The 20,871-nt window shown below is 61.4% G+C and carries 20 protein-coding genes; 15 read left to right on the forward strand and 5 right to left on the reverse strand.

Features of this window, described 5'->3' with window-relative positions:
* Position 1: 1 nt before the first annotated feature.
* The 3 genes from G7048_RS02935 to G7048_RS02945 form a co-directional block, all read right to left on the reverse strand.
* Positions 2-2,269, reverse strand: coding sequence for an FUSC family protein (locus tag G7048_RS02935; RefSeq protein ID WP_240933141.1), 2,268 nt, complete (start codon positions 2,267-2,269; stop codon positions 2-4).
* Entirely contained in the window at positions 2,266-3,801 is a 1,536-nt protein-coding gene (gene gshA, locus G7048_RS02940) for a glutamate--cysteine ligase (protein ID WP_166066717.1), read from the reverse strand. The genes G7048_RS02935 and gshA overlap by 4 nt, the downstream gene beginning before the upstream one ends.
* Before the next feature lie 185 nt (positions 3,802-3,986).
* Positions 3,987-4,904, reverse strand: coding sequence for an SDR family NAD(P)-dependent oxidoreductase (locus tag G7048_RS02945; RefSeq protein WP_166066718.1), 918 nt, complete (start codon positions 4,902-4,904; stop codon positions 3,987-3,989).
* Between the two features lie 669 nt (positions 4,905-5,573).
* On the opposite strand from G7048_RS02945, the gene G7048_RS02950 reads away from it, so the two are divergent.
* From G7048_RS02950 to G7048_RS02995, 10 genes are all read left to right on the forward strand, one after another.
* A complete protein-coding gene (locus tag G7048_RS02950; protein ID WP_166066720.1) occupies positions 5,574-5,873 on the forward strand; it encodes a 2Fe-2S iron-sulfur cluster binding domain-containing protein in 300 nt (99 codons plus the stop codon).
* Positions 5,874-6,213: 340 nt separating this feature from the next.
* Positions 6,214-7,335 (forward strand): bifunctional 3,4-dihydroxy-2-butanone-4-phosphate synthase/GTP cyclohydrolase II, encoded by a 1,122-nt coding sequence (gene ribBA / locus G7048_RS02955; RefSeq protein ID WP_166066721.1) that lies wholly within the window; start codon positions 6,214-6,216, stop codon positions 7,333-7,335.
* Positions 7,336-7,340: 5 nt separating this feature from the next.
* Positions 7,341-7,847 (forward strand): 6,7-dimethyl-8-ribityllumazine synthase, encoded by a 507-nt coding sequence (gene ribH, locus G7048_RS02960; protein ID WP_166066722.1) that lies wholly within the window; start codon positions 7,341-7,343, stop codon positions 7,845-7,847.
* Entirely contained in the window at positions 7,847-8,380 is a 534-nt protein-coding gene (gene nusB / locus G7048_RS02965) for a transcription antitermination factor NusB (RefSeq protein ID WP_166066723.1), read from the forward strand. The genes ribH and nusB overlap by 1 nt, the downstream gene beginning before the upstream one ends.
* A 246-nt stretch (positions 8,381-8,626) precedes the next feature.
* Entirely contained in the window at positions 8,627-9,811 is a 1,185-nt protein-coding gene (locus G7048_RS02970) for a pyridoxal phosphate-dependent aminotransferase (protein ID WP_166066724.1), read from the forward strand.
* A 67-nt stretch (positions 9,812-9,878) separates the two neighbouring features.
* The gene (ybgC, locus tag G7048_RS02975) at positions 9,879-10,301 is read left to right on the forward strand and encodes a tol-pal system-associated acyl-CoA thioesterase (protein WP_166070757.1); all 423 of its coding nucleotides are present in this window, start codon (positions 9,879-9,881) and stop codon (positions 10,299-10,301) included.
* Positions 10,295-10,996 carry a protein TolQ gene (tolQ, locus tag G7048_RS02980; RefSeq protein ID WP_166070758.1) on the forward strand — a complete coding sequence of 234 codons (702 nt, stop codon included), beginning with the start codon at positions 10,295-10,297 and terminating at the stop codon, positions 10,994-10,996. Before ybgC ends, tolQ begins: the two co-directional genes overlap by 7 nt.
* Positions 10,997-11,013: 17 nt before the next feature.
* Complete coding sequence (locus tag G7048_RS02985) at positions 11,014-11,442, forward strand: ExbD/TolR family protein (RefSeq protein ID WP_166066725.1); 429 nt, start codon at positions 11,014-11,016, stop codon at positions 11,440-11,442.
* Positions 11,443-11,476: 34 nt separating this feature from the next.
* Positions 11,477-12,655, forward strand: a complete 1,179-nt coding sequence (gene tolA, locus G7048_RS02990) for a cell envelope integrity protein TolA (protein WP_166066726.1) — start codon at positions 11,477-11,479, stop codon at positions 12,653-12,655.
* Positions 12,656-12,762: 107 nt separating this feature from the next.
* Complete coding sequence (locus G7048_RS02995) at positions 12,763-13,173, forward strand: PaaI family thioesterase (protein ID WP_166066727.1); 411 nt, start codon at positions 12,763-12,765, stop codon at positions 13,171-13,173.
* Between the two features lie 25 nt (positions 13,174-13,198).
* On the opposite strand, the gene G7048_RS03000 is transcribed toward G7048_RS02995, so the two are convergent.
* Together G7048_RS03000 and G7048_RS03005 are read right to left on the reverse strand one after the other, a co-directional pair.
* Positions 13,199-14,113, reverse strand: a complete 915-nt coding sequence (locus tag G7048_RS03000) for a hypothetical protein (RefSeq protein ID WP_166066728.1) — start codon at positions 14,111-14,113, stop codon at positions 13,199-13,201.
* A gap of 102 nt (positions 14,114-14,215) precedes the next feature.
* The gene (locus G7048_RS03005) at positions 14,216-15,550 is read right to left on the reverse strand and encodes an MFS transporter (protein WP_166066729.1); all 1,335 of its coding nucleotides are present in this window, start codon (positions 15,548-15,550) and stop codon (positions 14,216-14,218) included.
* 337 nt (positions 15,551-15,887) lie between these two features.
* Here G7048_RS03005 and cyoA point away from each other — a divergent pair, with 337 nt between their 5' ends.
* Genes cyoA through G7048_RS03030 form a run of 5 tightly spaced genes read left to right on the forward strand, consistent with a single transcriptional unit; the run spans position 15,888 to position 20,857 of the window.
* Positions 15,888-16,934: a ubiquinol oxidase subunit II gene (gene cyoA / locus G7048_RS03010; protein ID WP_166066730.1), complete on the forward strand. Its 1,047-nt coding sequence runs from the start codon at positions 15,888-15,890 to the stop codon at positions 16,932-16,934.
* Positions 16,935-16,958: 24 nt separating this feature from the next.
* Entirely contained in the window at positions 16,959-18,971 is a 2,013-nt protein-coding gene (gene cyoB / locus G7048_RS03015; RefSeq protein WP_166066731.1) for a cytochrome o ubiquinol oxidase subunit I, read from the forward strand.
* Between the two features lie 16 nt (positions 18,972-18,987).
* Complete coding sequence (cyoC, locus tag G7048_RS03020) at positions 18,988-19,605, forward strand: cytochrome o ubiquinol oxidase subunit III (RefSeq protein ID WP_166066732.1); 618 nt, start codon at positions 18,988-18,990, stop codon at positions 19,603-19,605.
* Entirely contained in the window at positions 19,605-20,027 is a 423-nt protein-coding gene (gene cyoD, locus G7048_RS03025) for a cytochrome o ubiquinol oxidase subunit IV (protein WP_166066733.1), read from the forward strand. The genes cyoC and cyoD overlap by 1 nt, the downstream gene beginning before the upstream one ends.
* The gene (locus G7048_RS03030) at positions 20,024-20,857 is read left to right on the forward strand and encodes an SURF1 family protein (protein WP_240933142.1); all 834 of its coding nucleotides are present in this window, start codon (positions 20,024-20,026) and stop codon (positions 20,855-20,857) included. The genes cyoD and G7048_RS03030 overlap by 4 nt, the downstream gene beginning before the upstream one ends.
* Positions 20,858-20,871: the final 14 nt, after the last annotated feature.

Consider the following 20,871-nt stretch of genomic DNA (forward strand, 5'->3'; position numbering starts at 1 on the left):
CTCACTTGCCCAGCAACTGATCCGCATCCTTCCTGATCTGCGCGGCGAGCAGAATCGCCTGCTCCAGCCGACGTTCGAACCACGGCATCAGGTCAGCATCCCACGCCTGCGGCACATGCTCCGGGCCGGGTGCGAAAGTGGGCTCACGCACTGGCTCTGCGGGCTCGTCGGCATCGATGGTGTCGACGATGACTTCCTTGCCGCTCAGCAGATTGGTGATGCGTTCCATGGCGCGTGTGAGGGGCTGCTCCAACCGTTCGCGATTCAGATTGCCGCGGCGCATGAGCAGCAAGGTCTTGACGGCGGTGAGCTGCGCGAGCATCTGGTAGGCGTGGGCCTGCAGCAACTCCAGCGGTTGCAGCGGTGGGCGCACGGCGCGGGGTTCTTTCAACGAGCGCTCTGCCGCCAGCACCAGCGCGGTGAGGCTGTCGTAGGCGTCCTTGCGGGCCAGACGCCATTTGAGTTCCGGGGTGTTGTCCACGGCGTCGAGCTGGATCAGGTCGAGCGCGGTGCGGGCATGGTCGATCTGCGATTTGACGACGCGGCGCACGAGGTTCGGAATCTGCGAGCGCTCCCATGACGGCAGCACGTACGAGAACAGCCATGCGATGCCCGCGCCAAGCAGCGTGTCCACCGTGCGCTCGAACAGCGCGAACACGGTGCTCGACGAAGCGCTGATCATGTGCGACTGGATCAGGCCGAGCACGGTCGCAGCGACGGCCGTGTAGAGGTACATGCGCAGCGCCAATCCATGCGCGACGGACTGCGCAACGGTGAGGCACAGAATCATCGCGAGATAGCCCGGATGCAGCGACAGGATGGACAGCGCGAGCACGCAACCCAGCAAGGTTCCACCCACGCGCAGATTGCGACGCTCCAGCGTCTGCGCGAGCGAGCCGCGCAGCACCACGACGATGGTCAGAAAAATCCAGTACTCGTGCGTGCCCCAAGGCAGCAGCAGTGAGATCACATACGCCGTGCCGATGGCCAACGCCGCGCGCACGGCGTGCCGAAGCGCTGGCGCACCCCAGCTCCACAGCGTGTAGAACGGCTTGATCGACCAAGCCACCGGGCTCACGAACAAATGCCAACTGGTGCGCACCGCCGCGAGATTGGGCTTGCCTTCGCCGCGCGCGAGCACGAACAAACGCTGCACTTCGTCGTTCAGATTCGCCATGCGATCGGCAAGCGAATGCACCAGCGCATCGGGGCTCGGATTGCGCGAGGTGATGAGGCGATTCGGGTCGCTCTGCATCGCATCTTCGTCCACCGCCCAGCGCAGGTCTTCAAGCTGCGCGCGGTAGTCCATGGGGCGCTCGGGCTCGCGTCCGAACAGCATGGCATCGGCCAGCATGTCGGTTTCTCTGGACAGCAGAATCAGCAGGTCATGCATCTGCGTGAGCACGACGTTGTGGCCCGCGTGCTGCTTGAGCGTGTCGAGATCGAGCCCGCAGGCGATCATGTGATCGCGCATGTCGAGCACGTGCAGCAGCATGGCCGCAAGGCGCTGGCGCGGCAGCGTGTCGGGCGACTCGAAGACCACATCGCGCGTGGACTGGATCTGATCGGCCAGTGCCGCCTGGCGCGCCAACAGGCGGCTGATGAGCCCGCCCGAAGCCTCGCTGCGCGTCTCGGGCGTGTCCTCGCCGAACTGCCGTGCCTGCAGACGCATGAGGTCGGCCAGCGACAGCAGCGTATCGGCCAGCAGCAGCACGCGATAACGCGGGTTCAACCAGCGATGGACGACGCACGAATACAGCACATACAGAAACGCGCCGAGCGCGAAATAGCCCGTCACGCTGAGCGCGGCAGAGAGTCGCTTGACCTCTTCGTTGGGCGGCACGGCCAGCGAGAAAATCATCGCAAACATGAGCGCAATCGCGATCGGAGCGCCCTTCTTTCCCCAGGCCATTCCGAGGAAGACGATGAAGGTGCCAACGATGATCAGAATGCCGAGCTCCAGCGGCGAGCTGTGCAGCATCTGCACGGCAAAGAACAGCGGCACGCCGATGATGGGCGTGGGAATCATCTGCCGGAACTTGCCCTTGCGCGGCCCCGCCACGTCAGGCGGAATGGCGACCACGGCGCCGAGCGCCGCAGCCGCACCGGCCTCGGTGCCGAGCACCAGACCCACGCCTGCCGAGATCAGCAGATAGCCCAGCGCCACGGCATAGCCGTTGGTCATGTAGTAGCTGAGCAGCACACGCAGAATGGCGCGTGCGCGCTCCTCAAAGGCAACGCGTGGCATCCGCGCCGCCATGGGGTTCATCCAAGCTGCTCCACGGACATGTAGCGCTCGCGCCATGCTTCGAAAGGCATGTCGTCGGCTTCTTCGATGGCGCGTTGCGCGGCCACCGATTTGTCGCTCATCGCCACATAGCGCTGCTGCTGCGCCTGTGTCCACGGACGGTTCATCAGTGCATCGCGCGCGGCCTGCGAGTGCGCGCTGGTGAAGGCGATGAAGTTGTTGTCGTACTGCGCAGTGAGTTCGCGCAGCACATGGGCGGACGGCGTGCTGTCGGGCGACTGGAACAGCTTGATGGCTGCCTGCAGCGCCTTGGCATGGGCATCGCTGCCTTCTGCGGCGTCGAGCGCTGCGGCAATCGGCAGGCATTCTTCGAGCACCTGCTGACCCCATTCGACCAGCGCAATGTTCTTGCCGTTCTTCACCAGTTGCAGACCGGGCTCGCGGCCACGTTCTGCCGTCAGGTGCTGGTTGTTCTTGAGCTGCGTGATTTCTTCGGGCGTGTCCGGCGGGCTGTCGGAGTACAGGCAGTGCAGCAGGAACACGTCGAGCACGCGCATGGTGTCGGCGTTGATGCCGACCGACTCGAACGGGTCGAGATCCATCAGACGCACCTCGACATACTCCACGCCGCGCTCGCGCAGCGCGTGCAGCGGACGCTCGCCGCTCTTGGTCGTGCGCTTGGGGCGAATCGTGCCGTAGAACTCGTTTTCGATCTGCAGCAGGCTGGTGCCAAGCTGGTTGTACTCGCCACCGGGATTGCGAACGCCGACCTGCTCATACGCGGGATAAGGACGTGTGAGCGCTTCGTGCAGCGAGTTCGCGTAGCCTTCCAGACCGTTGTAGCTGACGGCCAGCGTGGCCTGCGCATCGCTCTGATAACCAAGCCGACCCATGCGCAGCGACGTGGCATGCGGCAGATACAGCGCGCGCCTGCCATCGGCGAGCGGCTTGAGCGCATGCTGACGGCCTTCGACAAAGCTGGGGCACAGCGCAGGTGATGCGCCAAACAGATACAGCAGCACGAACGCGTGGCGACGGAAATTGCGGATCAGGCCGAAGTACTCTTCGCTCGTCACGCCGGGCAGCGACCAGTTGTAGTGGATGCCCGAAATCGTCTGCATGCGGCGGCCATAGCGGTGGCCGAGGCCCATGCGGTACACGCTCTTGGAGCGGCCCGAATTCGACAGGCCATAGCGCCCCAGCGGAATCGTCTCGTCCGTGGGCAGCACGCAGGGCATGCTCGACACCCACAGCGTCTCATCGTTGCAGTGCGATGTCAGCTCACGGTGCACGAACTGGTGCACCTCGACCAGTTCGTCCAGGCATTCCTGCACCGAAGGCTGCACACCCGTGATGAGTTCAAGCTGCGACTCGCTGTAGTCGGTGGTGATGTGTGGATGTGTCAGGGCCGACCCCAATCCCTTGGGATGTGGTGTCAATGCCAGAGCGCCAGTGGGCAGTGCCCGCAACCCCTCTTTTTCAATGCCGCGACGCATGCCCGCCAGACGCTCCTTCGAGAGTCCGGCGATGTGCTGTTGCAAGGTATTTGTCATTCTTTGTGCGCTTCCATCACTGATGTGAGGGGGTGGAACTTAGCACGGAGTGCCACGGCCTGCCGAAACCCGCGACTCAAGCGCCTTGTCGAATCGGGGAAACCGTGCTTGGTCCGCAGTGATTCCTCAAATTGAGGTAGGAAACATGCAGAACGGCCTCCCGATCCGAGCGCAACGACCGTCCGTCAGTGCCCACTTTGGGCCGCAGCCAAGGCCTTTTCGAACTCGTGCGCGCCCTGCTCCATCCCGCCCTGTGGCACCTTCTGGCCGGCGGGATCGGTCACTGCAGCCAACTGCTCGGCCAGTTTCTCCGGAACGTCCGGGCCCACACCTAGATGGATACCCTCAGTCATGGTGATCTGCGCTGCCTCGAACGAGCCAGCCCCCGCCAGCAGGATGGTGCGCGTGGGCGCGCTCTCGTGGGCCAGCACCAGCATGGCGGGCACGACGGACTCGGGCGTGAGGGCATCCAGCACCTGCTGCGGCATCAGGCCTTCAGTCATTCGGGTGTGGGCCGTGGGCGCGAGCGCGTTCACGTGAATGCCGTACTTCGCGCCTTCAATGGCCAGCGTCTGCATCATGCCGACCTGCGCGAGCTTGGCCGCACCGTAGTTGGTCTGACCGAAGTTGCCGTACAGGCCCGTGGAGGATGTCGTCATCACGATGCGGCCGTATTTCTGCTCGATCATGTATGGCCACACCGCCTTGCAGCAGTTGGCTGCACCCATCAGGTGCACATCGACGACCAAGCGGAAATCCGCCATGTCCATCTTGGCAAACGACTTGTCGCGCAGAATGCCCGCGTTGTTCACGAGGATGTCGACGCGGGCCCAGATGTCGATGGCCTGCTGCACCATGGCCTGCACGGCGGCAAAGTCGGTCACCGACGCGCCATTGGCAATCGCCTCGCCACCAGCAGCGCGAATCTCGGCCACCACGGCTTCGGCGGCGCTCACCGAGCCGCCGCTGCCGTCCACCGCCCCGCCCAGATCGTTGACCAGCACCTTGGCACCGCGCGCGGCCAGCGCCAATGCATGCTGTTTGCCCAGACCGCCGCCTGCGCCGGTCACAATTGCCACCTTGCCATCAAAGCGAATTGCCATCTATCTTGCTCCTGATCAAATATTGTGCGGGTTGCGTCCATTCGGCGGACCGAGGAACCAGCCCTGCTCGCGTCGAATCGCATGCATGTTAGTACGCCAATCGCCGCAACTGCCACGAGTACGAGTCACGTTCGCTACAGGTTTGCGCAAGAAAGCCTGCCTGCAGCCCGTCCTAGGGTTATCCCTTGAATTGATGGACAACTATGTGGATAACTGTGGACATTGCGGGTATTCGGCATGTAAGTCGTTGATTTACAATGAGTCACATTCCGACGCACAAATTTTAGGCATGGCCAATGGATTCATCTGCATGTCATCCAAGCCTGTTTGCGGGTTGTTCAGGCAAACGCTGCACAATCCTGTGGATAACCCTGAACAAAGGCTGTACTGCGCATGCAAGCCATTGATTTCAAACGAATCACCACCCGATGCCTGCTTTTTGAGCAGCGTGTAAATTGTTATCCCTGATCGCATTGGACAATCATGGGGATAACTTTGGATAAACGCCAAAAATTCGCCCTAAGTCATTGATTTCAAAAGACTGACCTTGCAGCGCCCAAAATTTGGGCAAAGCGCAGTCAAGCAAGCCAGAGACCATTTGTGAAAACAAGCGCCGTTTCCAGCGCTAAGATGGACGGTTTCGCGCTTCGCCCGTCAGCCTTTTCCACCATGAGTTCCACACCCAACGTCGCCCCCTTCTTCATCGCCAAAGTGGGAGACGATGGAACGCAAGTGGATGCCTGGCCCGACCAGCCGCTGCTCACCTCGCTGGAGCAAGGTGGCGTGGACTGGCCCAGTTCCTGCCGCAATGGCACCTGCCGCACCTGCATCGGTTTTCTCTCCAAGGGCGAGGTGCGCTACGAAATCGAATGGCCGGGCCTGTCGCCCGAAGAAAAGGCCGAAGGCTGGGTGCTGCCCTGCTGCGCCTATCCTCTGACCGATCTGCAGATCGAGAACTCGTCTATCTGAGTTTCTGGAGCGCTTGCGCAACGCCGCAAATGCCTGCCACCGGCGCGGGCACATTGCAAGCATTCCTCGCCGTCCACTGATTTCATTCGCGAGATTGCCAGCGCACTTGCTCGCCTCTGGACTAAAATTGCGGCCTTCGGGATTTGTAATCCCTCCACCGGGCGACCTGCTGGTCGCATCGCATGTTCTTTAGGGGCCGCCCTGCGCGGGCATTTTTTGTTGCTGCCATCGATGACCGCATGTCGTCGAGTCGAGGTGCATACAGGAAACGCATGGCCAACGCTGGGGACAGGCGTTGCCCAGCATGACGCACGGCACACACCCCTATCGAAAGCCCCGCATGAATTCCCCCCTCACGCCTGTGCCGGTTTCCTCCGTTGAAGAAATCGTGGCCGAAATGCGCGCTGGACGCATCGTCATTCTGGTGGACGAAGAAGACCGCGAGAACGAAGGCGATCTGGTGCTCGCCTCCGATCATGTGACGCCCGAGGCCATCAACTTCATGGCCAAGTTCGGTCGTGGCCTGATCTGCCTGACGCTGAGCCGCGAACGCTGCGAACTGCTCAAGCTGCCGCCCATGGTGGCGCGCAACGGCACGAAGATGGGCACCGCTTTCACCGTGTCGATCGAAGCCGCCGAGGGCGTGACCACCGGCATCTCCGCCGCTGACCGTTCGCGCACCGTGCAGGCCGCCGTCGCGAAGAACGCCACCGCTGCCGATCTGGTTCAGCCCGGTCACATCTTCCCTCTGCAAGCCGTGGACGGCGGCGTGCTCATGCGCGCCGGTCACACCGAAGCCGGTTGCGACCTGGCCGCCATGGCAGGCTGCTCGCCCTCTGCCGTGATCTGCGAAGTGATGAAGGATGACGGCACGATGGCCCGTCTGCCCGACCTGCAGTTGTTTGCTGCTGAACACGGTCTCAAGATCGGCACCATCGCCGACCTGATCCAATACCGCAGCAGCCACGAATCACTGGTGCAGAAGGTCAGCTCGCGCGAGCTGCAGACCGCCTACGGCACCTTCACCGCACACGCTTTCCACGAATCCACCAGCAACTCCGTGCACCTGGCGCTGGTTCAAGGCGCGTGGAGCGCTGACGACAGCGTGCCGGTGCGCGTGCATGAGCCGCTTTCCGTGCTCGACGCGCTGGAAATCAACCGCTCCATGCATTCGTGGAGCCTGCAATCGAGCCTTGAATACATCGCCAAACAAGGCAAGGGCGTGGCCGTGCTGCTGAACTGCGGTGAAAGCGGCGAACAACTGCTCGAACAATTCGATGGCAAGGCCCGCTCGGCCCATGCGCCCGAACGCGGCCGCATGGACCTGCGCTCGTATGGCGTGGGCGCGCAGATCCTGCGCGAAATCGGCGTGCAGAAAATGCAACTCCTCGGTCAACCGCGCCGCATGCCCAGCATGGCTGGCTACGGTCTCGAAATCACCGGCTACATCCCCAAGGACTGAACTCTATGCAAGGCGCAAACAAAGGCTCCAACATCCCTCTGGACGGCGAAGGCCTGACCATCGGCATCGTTCAGGCCCGCTTCAATGAAGACATCACGAACGCGCTGTTCGATGCATGCCATGCTGAGCTGATCAAGCTCGGCGTGGATGCCGACAGCATCGACCACATCACCGTGCCCGGCGCGCTGGAAGTGCCGCTGGCGCTGCAGACGCTGGCCAATCGCGGTGAATACGACGCGTTGATCGCTCTCGGCTGCATCATCCGCGGCGAGACCTACCACTTCGAGTTGGTGGCCAACGAATCCGGCGCGGGCGTGACCCGCATCGGCCTCGACTACGACCTGCCGATCGCCAACGCGATTCTCACTACCGAGAACATGGAACAAGCCGTCGCGCGCCAGACCGAAAAAGGTGCTGACGCCGCGCGCGTGGCCGTCGAGATGGCGCTGCTGGTGAACCAGCTCGCCATTCCCGAAGATGAACTGGACAACCTTTTGAATGGAGAGCAGTGATGAGTGATCTGAACGCACCCCGCCCTCCCCGTCAGTCGCGCAAGGGCACGACCAGCACTGGCGCTCGCAAAGCCGCCTCCAAGTCGGGCCGCAGCCGCGCGCGCGAATTCGCGCTGCAAGCGCTGTACCAGTACATCGTGAGCGGCAACGAGCCCGCATCGATCGACCTGTTCACCCGCGACCTCGCAGGCTTTCACAAGGCCGACGCCGCGCACTACGACGCCGTGCTGCATGGCTGCATCACCACCGCCGAAGAACTGGACAAGCTGATCGAACCCAAGCTCGACCGCAAGCTCTCCGAAATCTCCCCCATCGAACATGCCGTGATGTGGATCGGCGTCTACGAATTCCTGCACTGCATGGACGTGCCATGGCGCGTCGTGCTCAACGAATGCATCGAACTCGCCAAGGAATTCGGCGGCACCGACGGCCACAAATATGTGAACGGCGTGCTCAACGGCCTGGCCCCGCAGCTGCGCGAAAAGGAAGTCGCCGCAGACAAGCAAAAAGCCCCGGCGGAACCCACCGAGTAAAAAGCAAACAAAACAGCCCCTCCCTCTGCGCCCGCTCCCGAATACCGGAGCGGGCCTGCGAAGCAAAGCGAGCCTCCGAACCGTCAGCCCCAACGCCAAGACAGCCCCTCAGGCTAGGCGTCGAAACCGCAGACAGTATGTTCATACGGCAAGGCTTCGCAACGACGCATGAGGGGCTGTATTGGCGCCCCAAAACGACCAGCCAATCGGAACCGCAAGGTTTCGTGAACCTCAAGAAACAGCGAAATGAAATTCTCACAGCGCGCGGAACGTATTGAACCTTTTTACGTGATGGAAGTGGCCAAGGCCGCGCAGCAACTCGCCCGTGAAGTCGCAGGAACCTCCAACCCGATGATCTTCCTGAACATCGGCGAGCCCGACTTCACCGCGCCCCCACTCGTGCAGGAAGCGGCCGACCGCGCCGTGCGCGCAGGCATCACCCAGTACACCAACGCCCTCGGCCTCGAAGCCCTGCGCGAGAAGATCAGCGAGTGGTATCTCACCCGCTTCGGCGTGAATGTTCCGGCCCGCCGCATCGTCGTGACGGCTGGCGCATCGGCCGCGCTGCAATTGGCATGTCTCGCACTCATCGAAAAGGGCGACGAGATCCTGATGCCCGACCCGAGCTATCCGTGCAACCGCCACTTCGTGAGCGCTGCGGACGGCAATGCGGTGCTGATTCCAACGACCGCCGAAGAACGCTACCAACTGAGCGCCGCCAAGGTCGAAGCCGCCTGGGGCGAGAAGACACGCGGCGTGCTGCTGGCCTCGCCATCGAACCCGACCGGCACCTCGATCGCGCCCGACGAGCTGCGCAGCATCCACAAGGTGGTGCAGGAACGCGGCGGCATCACCATCATCGACGAGATCTACCTTGGCCTGTCGTACGACGATGCCTTCGGTCAGACGGCGCTGGCCATCGACGACAACATCATCAGCATCAACAGCTTCAGCAAGTACTTCAACATGACGGGCTGGCGTCTGGGCTGGATGGTCGTGCCCGATGCCATGGTGCCGGTGATCGAACGCATGGCGCAGAACCTGTTCATCTGTGCAAGCACGATTTCGCAGCATGCCGCGCTCGCCTGTTTCGAGCCGGACAGCATCGCCGAATACGAACAGCGCCGCGCGCAGTTCAAGGCACGTCGCGACTACTTCATTCCGGCACTCAACGAGCTCGGCCTGTCGGTTCCGGTCATGCCCGACGGCGCGTTCTACGCCTGGGCCGACTGCACGCAGGCTGCCGAGAAAATAGGCGTCAACGGCAGTTGGGACTTTGCACTGGAAGTGATGAAGCGCTCACATCTGGCGATCACCCCGGGCCGCGATTTCGGCACTGCGGACACCAGTCGCTTCGTGCGCTTCTCGACCGCCAATTCGATGGCCCAGTTGCAGGAAGCGGTGGCCCGCCTCAAGCAGCTCATCGGCTGAAAGCCCCAACAGCAGCAGCCAAAGGCCATTCCGAATGAACAGGACAAACCACAACAAAGGTGAAACCGTGGCATTTGAATGGCCCGTCAGAATTTATTGGGAGGACACGGATGCGGGCGGCATTGTGTTCTACGCCAACTATCTGAAGTTCTTCGAACGTGCGCGCACCGAGTGGCTGCGCTCCATCGGTTTCGGCCAGCACAACATGCGGGAACAAACGGGTGGAATGTTTGTCGTAACCGGTGCCGATCTGCGTTATCACCGCCCCGCCCGACTGGACGATGAACTGATTGTTACTGCCTCTGTCAGCGAAATGGGCAGAGCTTCGTTAACAATAGAACAGAAGGCGCTCCTCAAGCCAGCGCAGATGAATCACGCTTCCTCCCCCCAACTTTTATGTGAAGCTTCCATCCGCATTGGCTGGGTGGACGCCGCCACCATGCGCCCGTCGCGCATTCCTGGCACTCTTTTGGAACAACTCTCATCATGAATCAAGACATGTCCATCGCGAGCCTGGTGCTCAATGCCAGCTGGGTGGTTCAACTCGTCATGCTTTTGCTGCTCGGTGTCTCCGTGGCAAGCTGGGCAGCCATTTTCCGCAAGCTGTTTGCGCTCAAGCGCGTCAAGGAACTCAACGAAGAGTTCGAGCGCGACTTCTGGTCGGGCAACAGCCTCAATGACCTCTACGCCAGCGCCGCACAGAACGCCAAGCAGGCCGGCCCGATGGAACGCATCTTCGCCAGCGGCATGCGCGAATACCAGAAGCTGCGCGAGCGCCGCATCAGCGATCCCGGCACCCTGCTCGACGGCGCACGCCGCGCCATGCGCGCGAGCTTCCAGCGCGAGATGGACGTGGTCGAATCCAGCCTCTCGTTCCTTGGCTCCGTCGCATCGGTCAGCCCGTACGTCGGTCTGTTCGGCACCGTCTGGGGGATCATGCACGCCTTCACCGGCTTCGCGGGCATGGAGCAAGTCACGCTCGCCAACGTCGCACCAGGCATTGCCGAAGCGCTCGTGGCCACCGCCATCGGTCTGTTCGCCGCCATCCCGGCCGTGATCGCCTACAACCGTTTCGCGCGTGACATCGACCGCGTCGCCACCCATCAGGAAACCTTCATCGAAGAGTTCTCCAACATCCTGCAGCGCAACTTGGGCGGCCATCCCGGCACGTCCACCGGTCACTGAAGCGAAGGGACCAGAACATGCCCGCAATGGCTTCCCGAGGCGGTTCGCGTCGCCGCTCCATGAACGAGATCAACATGGTTCCGTTCATCGACGTGATGCTCGTGCTGCTCATCATCTTCATGGTCACCGCGCCCATGATGACGCCCAGCTCGGTGCCCGTGCCCTCTGTCGGCAAAGGCTCCAAGATGCCCAAGACCTTCGGTCAGGTCATCGTTCAGAAGGACGGCAGCTTGACGCTCAAGACCGACGGCAACGAACGCACCATCTCGCTGCAGGCGCTGGGCAATGCGGCCCGCACCTGGCAGAAGGATCAGGAAGAGGACACGCCCGTCCTGATTACCGCCGACAAGACCGTGAGTTATGAATCCGTGATGAAGGCCATGGACGCACTGCAGCGCGCAGGCGTACAACGTGTCGGCCTCACCGTGAAATCGTCTGGCAACTGACCGATCAAGCAAGGTCCAGCCGCCCAATCTCTTAATGCCATCCATCAAAGAACGCGACCAATTTGCCCCGCCCCGTCCACCCGGACGAATGCGCGCAGTTGCACTCGCAGTGCTCGCCCATGCCGTGCTGATTGGCGCGCTCACCTGGGGCATCAACTGGAAGAAGAGTTCCGACGCCCCCGCCACGGAGGCCGAACTGTGGGCAGCTTTGCCGCAGCAAGCCGCACCGCGCGCCGTCGAGCCATCGCCGCCCCCACCGCCCGAGCCAAAGCCAACCCCCAGGCCAACGCCCACTCCGCCGCCACCACCACCTCCGCCCCCTCCTCCACCGCCGCCACCCAAGCAGCAGGTGCAGCCCGACACGCACGAGGCCGACATCGCCTTGGAGCGCAAGAAAAAGCGCGAAGAAGAGGAAAAGGAAAAGAAGAAACAACAGCAATTGCAGCTCGAAAAAGAGCGCAAGGAGAAGGAGCGCAAGGAAGAAGCCGAACAGGAACGCAAGGAGCGTCTTGAGGAGCAAAAGCGCGAGAAGCTCGAGCAGCAGAAAAAGGACAAGCTGGAGCAGCAAAAGAAGGACAAGGCAGAAAAGGAAAAAGAAAGAGAAAAGGCCGAGCGCGAGAAGGACCGCAAGGAACAGCTCGAACGCGAAAAAGACAAGAAGGAACAGGCCGAAAAAGACCGCAAGGACAAGGCCGAGAAGGCTGAAAAAGCTGCTGCAGAAAAGGCTGAGAAAGCCGAAAAGGCAGCAAAAGCAGCCAAGGCCGCCGACGACAAGAAAAAGGCCGACGCCGCAGCCGCCAAGGCTGCCGATGCACAGCGTGCCGCCAATCTGGCCCGAATGGCAGGCATGGCCGGAGCCAGCGGCGGTGCCAGCGCGACAGGATCGGCCACGCACAATGCAGGTCCTGGCGGCAGCAGTGGTGGCGGCGCTGGAGGCTCCGGTCCTTCCTCAGGTTACGGCGGAAAGGTCGCAGCCAAGGTGCGTCCGAACATCGTGTTCCCGGACGCCATCTCGGGCAATCCTCGCGCGGAGGTGGAAGTCCGCGCGTCACCAGACGGCACGATCGTCGGTGCACGCCTGGTCCGAGCCAGCGGGAATCCGGCATGGGATCAAGCGGTGCTTCGAGCCATCGACAAAACCGATACCCTGCCAAAGGACACTGATGGGCGGGTTCCATCCACCCTGCTTCTCATCTTCCGCCCCAACGACTGAGCCATCAGGATCAAGTCATGCCGAAACGGGACTCCTTCGCGGGTCCCGTTTTCTTTTGGCCTCCCGCTAAACTCATGGCGTCCATCACAAACAAGACAAACGGAACCATGAGACAACGCATAGAAGAAAGCTTCGCCGCACAAGGCCTGATGACGACATTGGGCGCGCGCATTCTGCATGTGGAAGACGGCGAAGTGCACATCGAACTCCCCTTCTCCAAAGCTGTGACGCAGCAGCTCGGCTATGTACATGCGGGGGCGGTCACCAGCGTGCTCGACAGTGCCTGCGGTTACGCGGCGCTGACCAAGGCTCCGGCCGATCACGAGGTCGTCACTGCGGAGTTCAAGATCAACCTGATGCGCCCTGCCATCGGTGAGCGCTTCATCGCCATCGGCAAGGTGCAGAACGCGGGCAAGATGCTGACCGTCTGCACAGGCGAGGTGCGCTCCGTCGCGCAGGATGGTACGCAGAAAGTGGTGGCGCTGATGCAGGCCACGGTGGTGAATGTGAAGCGCTGACGCCGTCAACGAACCGCGACGACGCTCACTCGCGAACGTGGCCGTCCTGCTCGCTCACGCGGGTCAGTCGCTCGCCATTGCGGTAGACGATCTGCAGACCGTGCTCCGGCTCCCATTCGCAGTTGCAGGTCAGCACGACATGGATGGAGGGCTCACCAACACCATCACTATCGCCCTCGTCCTTCACGATGTCGATGGACTGGCAATCGACATATGGCCAGATGGCATCCGGATCGGTGAGCGCGGCCATGGCGTGGTCGGCCTCGGTCGTCAGGTCGATCATCGAGAGAAAGTTCTGGCAGTTTTCGAGCACGGCTGGAGCGGCTCTTGATCGGTCCTGCGCGTTCAGTCTCAGGAAATTTTCCATGGCCGCATCGATGGCAGACGCGTCTGCTGCGCTCACGTCCATCAATTGCACGGGCAAGGATAGTCCATCGAAAAATGGGACTGCAATGGGCTCGGCCTCCCAGAAATCGCCGTACTCATCGGGCTGCAGCGTGCCGAGCGTCCGGGTGTCGAATGGCACAGCCTTGGTTCTGGGCACCGGCGGCACATAGCGGCCTGTGAAAGAACGGAAGATGCGCAGCCGCTCCTCTTCCGCCATGTCCAGCTTGCACAGCGCACGCACCTCCTGCATATTGGTTTTGACGGTACCCTCGGTCGTGTCGATCTCGAAAGATATGACCGGATCAAGCGCCGTGATCCTGATGCCGAGATACTGGATCGCCGCAGGCAGACGTATTCGAGACTCCGCCAAAGGCCGCGCCACGACGAGCACATAACTCACGTCTTCGCCTGATTCCGGCGTGGAGAACCACTTGGGATGCGAAGGAAGGATGGCTGCGAGCGCGGTGCGATCCGCATTGCAAGCGGCGACGTGGTCGCGCACAAAGGCATCGATTGGCTCAGGCGGACCACCTAACATGTCCCTCAGCAGCATGAACGCTTCCATATTCGCTCCCGTGATTCGGCCAAAGAAAAAGAGCGTCCATTGTGGACGCTCCTTTTGGGTAGATACCTCAGCAAACCGAAGTCGCAGCGATCAAGCCTCGCGCTGCTCCAGCACGTGGTTGATGCGCAGTGCCAGCAGCGTGCAGACCACGGCGGACAGCAGGTACAGCGACACCGCGATCAGACCGAACTTCGCCGACAGGCCAAGTGCGACCAGCGGTGCAAAAGCCGCGCCGATCAGCCATGCCAGATCGTTGGACAGCGCCGCGCCGGTGTAGCGGAAGTGCGATGTGAAGTTGTTGGTCACCGTGCCCGAGGACTGGCCATACGACAGGCCGAGCAGGATGAAGCCCACCAGAATGAAGATGTTGTTGCCAGTCGGGCCTGCCTTGAGCAGAAACGGAGCCGCCAGACTGAACACGCCGATCAGCACGGCCATGGTGCCCAGCAGGTTGCGGCGGCCCACCTTGTCGGCCAGCGTGCCGGAGATCACGATGGCACCGGCGGCAAACACCGCGCCCACCATCTGCACATTCAACACATCGACCATGGATTGCTCGGAGTACATCGAGATCCACGACAGCGGGAACACCGTCACCAGATGGAACAGCGCCAGGCTGGCCAGCGCTGCGAAAGCGCCCAGCAGCACGCTGGTGCCCTGGTTGCTCATCACCTCGGTCACGCTCACGGGCTCGAGTTCGCGGGCCTGCAGCGCGTCGGCATACGACTGACCGACCACCAGACGCAAGCGGGCAAACAGCGCCACCACGTTGATCGCAAAGGCGACGAAGAAGGGGAAGCGCCAGCCCCAGTCAAGGAACTCGCTCACCGGCAGGCTGCTGTACAGATAGGCGAACAGCGCGGCGGCGATGATGAAGCCAAGCGGCGCGCCGAGCTGACCGATCATGGCGTACCAGCCGCGCTTGTCCTTGGGCACGCCCATGGCCAGCAGCGACGGCAGACCGTCCCACGAGCCGCCGAGCGCCAGACCCTGACCGATGCGCAGCGCCACCAGCACGGCGATGGCAGTAGAACCGGCCGATTCATAGGTCGGCAGGAAAGCCATGCCCACCGTGCAGACGCCCAGCGTCAGCATGGACAGCGACAGCTTGGTGCCACGCCCCCAGCGCCGCTGAACCGCCATGCCGATGGCAGTGCCGACCGGACGCGCCACAAAGGCCAGCGCGAAGATGGCAAAGGCCATCAGCGTGCCGTCCAGTCGGGACATGAAGGGGAACAACGTGAACGGAAAAACCAGAACGCAGGCGATACCGAAAACGAAGAAGTCGAAATATTCGGATGAACGCCCGATGATCACGCCGACGGCGATTTCATTGGGTGTGACATCCTCGTCCGTGTGGGCACGCGAAAGAGAGTTGGCGTCTTCAACGCGTGGCACGGAATAGGCTACGGAACCGCTGCTCATCTAAATGCTCCTTGCTCCAGATCTGACATTTTTGTCAGGCCTCACTGCGGCGTTCGTGCTCACCGCGATAATGAGAGACCTGACGCAGTTCTACACCTGCGGTATTGCCGCCACAAGTCCGCAAACACTGACATTCTCGAAGGGAAAACCCTAGATCTTTGTCAGCCTTTTGCTCTTTTGAGACGACAAAACGCCTGTAAGTCCTTGTCCCACTTGATATTGGACAAATTGTCCAATCGACATATTTGGTATCGGGTTTACAGTCTCGGATGTCCAGTAATCCGCGTTATCACTCAGGGGATTAACCCTGAGCCGCGCGACTTTGACCAATCCAAACATGTCCAAAACCAAGGAAACCCGCAGTCCCGCATGGCTGGGCGCGGCAGCTTTGACAGCCCTTCTCACGGGTTGCAGCAAGGCCGTCGTGCTCAACCCTGCCGGCGATATCGCTGCTCAGCAGGGGCAACTGGTGATCACAGCCACGCTGCTGATGCTCATCATCATTGTTCCAGTGATCTTTTTGACGCTGCTGTTCGCCTGGAAATACCGCCAGTCCAACACCGAAGCGCGCTATGAACCTGAATGGCACCACTCCACCAGCCTCGAACTGGTGATCTGGACCGTTCCGCTTTTGATCATCATCGCCCTCGGCGCGCTCACCTGGATCAGCACCCACAAGCTGGACCCATATCGCCCGCTGGACCGCGTCTCGGCCACCAAGGCGCTGGACCCCAATGTCAAGCCGCTGGAAATCCAGGTCGTGTCGCTGGACTGGAAGTGGCTGTTCTTCTACCCCGAGCAAGGCATTGCGACGGTCAATGAAGTGGCGGCTCCCGTGGATCGCCCGATCGTCTTCAAGCTGACCTCGGCCAACACCATGAACGCGTTCTACGTTCCCGATCTGGCCGGCATGATCTACACCATGCCCGGCATGCAGACCGAGCTGAACGCCGTGATCAACCGCACTGGCGAATTCAAGGGCATGTCCTCGCACTACAGCGGCGCTGGCTTTGCCGGCATGCACTTCAAGTTCAAGGGTCTGTCCGATCAGGACTTCGACCACTGGGTCATCCAGGCCAAGAACGAAGGCAAGCCGCTCGACCCAGCAACCTACCTGAACTTGGCCAAGCCCAGCGAGCGCAACCCCGTGGAGCGCTTCTCCACCGTGGCCGATGGCCTGTACAACAAGGTCCTGAACCGCTGCGTCGAAGAAGGCAAGATGTGCATGCACCACATGATGGCCATCGACGAAATGGGTGGCGAGGCCTACATCAAGGCCGCTGGCCTGAACCTTCCTCAGGACGTGTGCACGGTCCAGAACGCTGACAGCGTTGTCGCCCTGCTGGACCAGCAGCGCGCACAAGCCGCAGCTGTCGTGCAGTAACGTAGAAAAGAAGAGACTCAACAAATGGTGTCTGAACAAACAACCCCGGCAGCACACTGGCTGCTCGGACGAATCACATGGGATCAGATTCCCATGACGCATGAGCCGATCGTGCTCATGACCTTCATCGCAGTGGTGCTCGGCGGCCTCGTCGTCATGGGTGGCATCACCAAGTTCCGCCTCTGGGGTCCGCTCTGGAAGGATTGGCTCACGTCGATCGACCACAAGAAGATCGGGATCATGTACATGATTCTGGGCCTCGTCATGTTCCTGCGCGGCTTCGCCGATGCGGTCATGATGCGTCTGCAGCAGTCCATGGCCTTTGGCGACAACATGGGCTACCTGCCGCCTCACCACTACGACCAGATCTTCACCGCCCACGGCGTGATCATGATCTTCTTCGTGGCGATGCCTTTCGTGACGGGCCTGATGAATTATCTGGTTCCGCTGCAGATCGGCGCACGCGACGTGTCGTTCCCGTTCCTCAACAACTTCAGCTTCTGGATGACCACCGGCGGCGCCATCCTGGTGATGATCTCGCTGTTCCTCGGCGAGTTCTCCACCTCCGGCTGGCTGGCGCTGTCCAATCTGGGGCACCAGAGTGGAAGCACGGGTCTTGATTACTACATCTGGGGCCTGCAGGTCGCGGGTGTCGGCACGACCTTATCGGGTATCAACCTGATCGTCACCATCATCAAGATGCGCGCGCCCGGCATGAACCTGATGAAGATGCCCGTCTTCACATGGACTGCCCTGTGCACCAACGCACTGATCGTCGCCTCCTTCCCGATCCTGACCGCAGCGCTCGTGCTGATGTCGCTGGACCGCTATGTCGGCACGCACTTCTTCTCGAACGACTTCGGCGGCAACCCGATGTTGTACGTGAACCTGATCTGGATCTGGGGCCACCCCGAGGTCTACATCCTGATCCTGCCTTGCTTCGGCGTGTTCTCGGAAATCGTGGCCACGTTCTCGCGCAAGCGTCTGTTCGGCTACACCTCGATGGTGTACGCGACCGTGTGTATCACGATCCTGTCCTACCTCGTCTGGCTGCACCACTTCTTCACGATGGGCTCCGGCGCGAGCGTGAATACCTTCTTCGGCATCACGACGATGATCATCTCGATCCCCACGGGCGCGAAGATCTTCAACTGGCTGTTCACCATGTACCGCGGTCGCATCCGCTTCACGGTGCCCATGCTGTGGACCATCGGCTTCATGGTCACGTTCGCCATCGGCGGCATGACCGGCGTGCTGCTGGCTGTGCCACCTGCCGACTTCGTGCTGCACAACTCGCTGTTCCTGATCGCTCACTTCCACAACGTGATCATCGGCGGCGTGGTGTTCGCCGTGTTCGCCGGTATCAACTACTGGTATCCAAAGGCTTTCGGCTACCGTCTGGTCGAATCCTGGGGCCGCGCATCGTTCTGGTTCTGGCTGGTGGGCTTCTGGGTCGCGTTCACGCCCCTGTACATTCTCGGCCTGATGGGCGTGACACGTCGCGCCAACCACTTCGAAGATCCTTCGCTGCAAATCTGGTTCATCATCGCCGCTCTGGGCGCTGGTCTGATCGCCTGCGGTATCGCCTGCTTCTTCATCCAGATCGGTGTTTCCTTCTGGAAGCGCAAGGAACTGGCCGACGAAACCGGTGACCCATGGGATGGCCGTACGCTGGAATGGGCTACCTCGTCGCCTCCTCCACAGTACAACTTCGCTTTCACACCCGTGGTGTACGAAATCGATGCCTGGACCGACATGAAGAAGCACGGCTACAAGCGTCCGCTGACAGGTTTCCAGCCCATCCACATGCCTGCCAATACCGGCGCTGGCGTGGTGATCGGTGCGCTGTCCACGATCCTCGGCTTTGCGCTGATCTGGCACATGTGGCCGCTGGCGATCGCATCGTTCGCCGCGACCGTGCTGGCCTCGATCATCCATACCTTCAACTACAAGCGTGACTACTACATCCCTGCAGCCGAAGTGGCCGCAACGGAAGAACTTCGCACGCAACAGCTTGCCCACGCAAGCCACGCATAAGGCGGAGATTCAAACGATGTCCAATACACATACCGCCGCACTGGGCCAGCGCGAATACCACCTCGCGCACGAGCCCCATCCAGAAAACGGCACCGCTCTGGGCTTCTGGCTCTATTTGATGAGCGACTGCCTGATCTTTGCGGCCCTGTTCGCCACCTTCGGCGTGCTGGGTCACAACTACGCCGCCGGCCCTACGGGCAAGGAATTGTTCGATCTGTCGCTCGTGGCGATCAACACGGCCTTCCTGCTGCTGTCGTCGATCACCTTCGGCTTCGCCATGCTGCAAAAGCAGCAGAACAAAAAGGGCGGCACGCTGTTCTGGCTGGCCATCACCGGCCTGTTCGGTCTGGCGTTCCTGTGCGTCGAACTCTATGAGTTCCAGCACATGATCCATGAAGGCGCAGGCCCGACACGCAGCGCTTTCACCTCGTCGTTCTTCACGCTGGTGGGCACCCACGGTATCCACGTGACCTTCGGCCTGATCTGGCTGGTGACTCTGATGATCCAGATCTCCAAGCACGGTCTCAACCCTGCCAACAACCGCCGTCTGATGTGCCTGTCGATGTTCTGGCACTTCTTGGACGTGGTCTGGATCGGCGTTTTCACATTCGTTTATCTGATGGGGGTGCTCTGATGAGTGCAGCACACAACCACGCTGGTCACGATCACCACGACGATCACGGCCATCACGATGAAGGTCCGCACAGCACGTTCTCGGGCTACATGACGGGCTTCATCCTCTCGATCATCCTGACGGCGATCCCGTTCTGGCTGGTCATGGCCGGCGTCATCGCCGACAAGAAGACCGCAGTGCTCGTGCTCGGCGGCTTTGCCGTGGTGCAGATCGTCATCCACATGATCTTCTTCCTGCACATGAACGGCAAGGTCGAAGGCGGCTGGACCATGCTGTCCACCATCTTCACCGTCGTCTTCGTGGCGATCGGCATTGCCGGTACGCTGTGGGTGATGTTCCACATGAACACCAACATGATGCCCAAGCACGTCATGCCGGACGCACCACCGGCACACAGCGCGCCGGCAACCCATACACCTTGACCGACAAGGTCTCCACACAGGGCGCTGCCAAGCGCTCTGTGGTCACCAAGGCGATTCTCACGGTGGTGGGCATCGCCTTGTTTTTTGGCTTCGTCACGCTCGGCACTTGGCAGGTGCAACGCCGCGCGTGGAAGCTCGATCTGATGGAGCGCGTGGAAACGCGACTGCATCAACCTCCGATTTCCGTCTCGCAACTGCCTGGCTCCGACTCCGCAGCCAGCATGGGCGAGCAACATGCCTACCAGCCCGTCTTCGCCGAAGGCCAGTGGCTGGCCGACAAAACCATCTTCGCGCAGGCACTGACCGAACTCGGCGCGGGCTTCTGGGCCATCACGCCGCTGCAGACATCGACCGGCCAGATCGTGCTCGTCAATCGCGGCTTCGTGCCCGAAGGCCAGCGCGCCAATGCCGTGCCGCCCTCGCCCGGCCCCACACGTGTGGAAGGCCTGCTGCGCGCCAGCGAATCCGGTCGCGGCTTTCTGCGCGAGAACGACGCCGCCAACAACAAGTGGTACTCGCGTGACGTGAACGCCATCGGCAAGGCGCTTGGTTTGAACAACGTCGCTCCGTTCTTCATCGACCAGGGCATTCCCAGCAACGCCCATGTGAATGCCAACGCCAACGCCAACACCGACAGCGGCCCCGGCGCTGCCGCACTGCAAGGCCCGTGGCCGCGCAGCGGCATGACGGTGGTGAAGTTCCACAACAGCCATACCGTCTACATCCTGACCTGGTACGGCCTCGCCCTCATGGTGCTGGGCGCTGCGTGGCTGGTTGTCCGCCACGAACGCAAGAAGGCCGAAGGCCCCGACTCGGCAAGCGACGCCTGATTTCGCGACAATCC

It is taken from the genome of Diaphorobacter sp. HDW4B, assembly GCF_011305535.1.
In the GTDB taxonomy this organism is placed as follows: domain Bacteria; phylum Pseudomonadota; class Gammaproteobacteria; order Burkholderiales; family Burkholderiaceae_C; genus Diaphorobacter_A.